The 2,764-nt window shown below is 44.3% G+C and carries 3 protein-coding genes and 1 pseudogene; 1 reads left to right on the top strand and 3 read right to left on the bottom strand.

Annotated features, from left to right (window positions below; genetic code table 11):
- Positions 1-113: transposase (locus IM509_RS09965; RefSeq protein ID WP_071784045.1), on the top strand; the 113-nt coding region annotated here is incomplete at its 5' end.
- Here the strand turns inward: IM509_RS09965 and IM509_RS09960 are convergent.
- The 3 genes and pseudogenes from IM509_RS09960 to accC form a co-directional block, all read right to left on the bottom strand.
- Positions 105-434, bottom strand: a pseudogene (locus IM509_RS09960) (Uma2 family endonuclease); the annotation flags it as partial. The gene IM509_RS09965 and the pseudogene IM509_RS09960 overlap by 9 nt on opposite strands.
- Before the next feature lie 32 nt (positions 435-466).
- On the bottom strand, positions 467-1,036 hold the full coding sequence (locus IM509_RS09955) for a Uma2 family endonuclease (protein ID WP_052278019.1): 570 nt from the start codon (positions 1,034-1,036) through the stop codon (positions 467-469).
- 215 nt (positions 1,037-1,251) lie between these two features.
- Complete coding sequence (gene accC / locus IM509_RS09950; RefSeq protein WP_052278020.1) at positions 1,252-2,598, bottom strand: acetyl-CoA carboxylase biotin carboxylase subunit; 1,347 nt, start codon at positions 2,596-2,598, stop codon at positions 1,252-1,254.
- Positions 2,599-2,764: the final 166 nt, after the last annotated feature.

Here is a 2,764-nt window from a genome sequence, read left to right as displayed (position 1 = left end):
TGGTCGAGGGAATCAACAATAAACTTAAACTAATAAAACGGAGAGGCTATGGCTTTAGAAACTTTCGGAATTTTTGGGTTAGAAGTATGTTATCTTGGCATCTTGTATGTTGATTTAGCATAAAGGGTAACGAAGAGCCATTTTTCTAAAGGTATCCAAGCAGCATCGGGAGAGCGATCGGCCCCATTCGGGAGTTTAAATCCTGTGGAGGAATCAAAAGCGATACCCGTACCATTGTTATCTGACCAATTAAATAATTGTTGGGTGATTCTACCGTTACTATTGCCCGTTTTTCCCCCCGTCGGTGGCATAATAATTAAATCTCCTTTCGCGTTGCGTTCCAAACGTAAATCTCGGTTATCCTGACACAGTTGAAAGAATTGTTCATCGCTGAGTTGCCAAGATTCAAATTTAATTTCTACTACTGTCATCATAGATTCTCTTTTATATTTATAGGATTATATAATTACCAAATATTATCAAGTTCTAAGACAAATTGAGATAAAATATTTTCCCCCGATAAACTCTCTGGATTAGTTAAAATTTCTACTGCCTGTCCTTGACGATAAATTTCTACTTCTCTAGTTTTTCTATTGATTAACCAACCTAAACGAGTCCCGTTATCTAAATATTCCTGCATTTTTTTCCTAGCAGTTTCTAGGCTATCACTAGGAGACATTAATTCAATGACAAAATCGGGAGATAGAGGTAAAAATCTTTCCTTTTGTTGTGGGGTTAAAGCTTGCCATTTTTCTAAAGGTATCCAAGCAGCATCGGGAGAGCGATCGGCCCCGTTAGGTAGTTTAAATCCTCCAGAAGAATCAAAAACCACACCTAATTTATTTAGGTTATTCCATAACCATAATTGGGCAGTGATTCCAGCGTTAGAATTGCTGGTTTCTCCTCCAGTCGGTGGCATAATAATTAAATCTCCTTTCGCGTTGCGTTCCAAACGTAAATCTCGGTTATCCTGACAAAGTTGAAAAAACTGTTCATCGTTGAGTTGAAACGAGTTAAATTTAACTTCTACTGTCATTATTATCCCCAACCTACTCTCGTCTAAAATTCATGGTAACGCCCTAGTAGGGAGGCACAATTATTTGTAGGATGGGTTAGCGGTAGCGTAACATGAGCGGGGGTTGGGTTTCATGCTTCAACCCAACCTACGTTCATCTTATATTTAATTCCACCCACCCACTTACTGTCATTATTATCCCCAACCTACTCTCGTCTAAAATTTATGGTAACGCGCTAGGGCAAGAGATGTTCCTGGATGAAATTAGTGTAAACATCTCCAGCTAAAAAGGCGGGAGTTTCCAGTATTTTACGATGGAAATCAATAGTCGTCGGTACTCCCGTGATCGCACATTCCCGTAGGGCGCGTTTCATGCGTTTAATGGCAGTTTCGCGATTTTCTCCCCAGACAATTAACTTACCGATTAGGGAATCGTAATAGGGGGGGATTTCGTAATCGGTGTAAACGTGGGAATCCATGCGGACACCAGGGCCACCGGGGGGCAGATAACCGCTAATTTTGCCGGGGTGAGGACGAAAATTGTGATCGGGATCCTCGGCATTAATGCGACACTCGATCGAATGCCCTCTAAATATCACCTGATCTTGCTTAATTTGCAGTTTTTCGCCCTGTGCCACCCGAATTTGTTCTCGGATCAGGTCCATCCCCGTGATCATCTCCGTGACCGGGTGTTCCACCTGAATACGGGTGTTCATTTCCATGAAGTAAAAATTACCGTGTTTATCGACTAAAAATTCCACGGTTCCCACCCCGACGTAATTAATCGATTTAGCGGCTTTAACGGCGGCATTACCCATTTTTGAGCGTAAATGGGGCGTTAAGAAGGGGCTAGGTGCCTCTTCTAGCAGTTTTTGGTGTCGTCGCTGAATCGAACAGTCTCTTTCTCCTAAATGGATTACGTTACCGTGACTATCGGCCAAAATCTGAAACTCGATATGTCGGGGACATTCGATAAATTTTTCTAGATATACTCCCGAATTGCCAAAAGCCGCTTCTGCTTCGCCTTGGGCGGCTTTTAACATATCACCTAGTTCATCTGCACTCTTGACAAGACGCATCCCACGCCCTCCACCGCCAGCAGTGGCTTTAATCAGGACAGGATAACCGATGTCATCAGCGATACGCTTTGCTTCCGCTTCCGAGGTAATTAAACCACCACTGCCGGGGATAGTGGCAACTCCCGCTTTTTGCATGGTTTTTTTAGCGGTAGATTTATCGCCCATAGCCAGAATAGCACTGGGAGACGGACCGATAAAAGTTAACTGATGATCGGCACAAATTTCGGCAAAGCGGGCGTTTTCTGCCAAAAAACCGTAACCAGGATGGATGGCCGTGGCGTTGCGTGTTAGGGCAGCCGAGATGATATTAGGGATGTTTAAGTAACTTTTGCTGCTCGGAGGCGGACCAATACAAACACTCTCATCGGCCAATTGAACATGAAGGGCATGGCGATCGATGGTAGAGTGGACGGCAACGGTTCTAATGCCCAATTCTTCGCAACTATGAAGGATTCTTAAGGCGATTTCCCCGCGATTGGCGATTAATATCTTGGCAAACTGCATTGGACGACCACGAGATCAGGCTGGTGTGATAGGCGACTATTTAGTAGAATATCTGGTTTTGTTACCTTGGGGAAATCGGGGAGTGGGAAGTGGGGGGATGGGGAAGTGGGGAAGTGGGGAAGTGGGGAAGTGGGGAAGTGGGGAAGTGGGGAAGTGGGGAAGTGGG

Source organism: Microcystis sp. M31BS1, from assembly GCF_020245285.1.
In the GTDB taxonomy this organism is placed as follows: domain Bacteria; phylum Cyanobacteriota; class Cyanobacteriia; order Cyanobacteriales; family Microcystaceae; genus Microcystis; species Microcystis panniformis.
Note: the sequence above shows the minus strand (reverse complement) of the source record. Positions and strands in the feature narration are given on the sequence as shown.

Excerpts from the sequence above, each read along its gene's own strand:
- IM509_RS09955 (WP_052278019.1), bottom strand. The coding sequence starts at position 1,036 with ATGACAGTAGAAGTTAAATTTAACTCGTTTCAACTCAACGATGAACAG.
- accC (WP_052278020.1), bottom strand. The coding sequence starts at position 2,598 with ATGCAGTTTGCCAAGATATTAATCGCCAATCGCGGGGAAATCGCCTTA.